The sequence below is a fragment of the Marinicauda pacifica genome (assembly GCF_004793635.1).
GTDB lineage: Bacteria > Pseudomonadota > Alphaproteobacteria > Caulobacterales > Maricaulaceae > Marinicauda > Marinicauda pacifica.
In genome coordinates this window covers 1-308 of the sequence record NZ_SRXV01000077.1, presented here as the reverse complement: position 1 = coordinate 308, position 308 = coordinate 1, and the positions used below count along the sequence as shown (strand labels likewise).

Annotated in this window: 1 protein-coding gene; it reads right to left on the bottom strand. The window is 68.5% G+C overall.

Annotation, left to right across the window (positions count from 1 at the left end; genetic code table 11):
* Nucleotides 1-57 precede the first annotated feature (57 nt).
* Nucleotides 58-308 (bottom strand): hypothetical protein (locus tag E5162_RS14455; protein ID WP_338419093.1); only part of this gene is annotated, 251 nt, incomplete at its 5' end.

Genomic DNA, 308 nt, shown 5'->3' with positions numbered 1-308 from the left:
CATTCGACGCTCTGAATCACTGATTGAGGCCGTTGGCCGGATGGATGCGTCGGGAAACTAGCCCTCGCTGGCGCCGTCAACCGTCCAGCCGCGCGGACCGGGGCGGGAGATGAGGGTCACCGGACCTTCGCTGGCGCCCTTGCGGCCACGCACCTTGCGGTAGAGCCAGTAGGCGCTGGCGCCGAGCGCACCGAGCCCGGCGATCACGAGAGCAGTCGCGGTCAGTACGGCCGCGAGCAGAACGACGAGGCCGATAAAGGCGGCGGCAATTCCTGCAGCGAGGACCCCGCGCAGCAGGCTCATCGCAC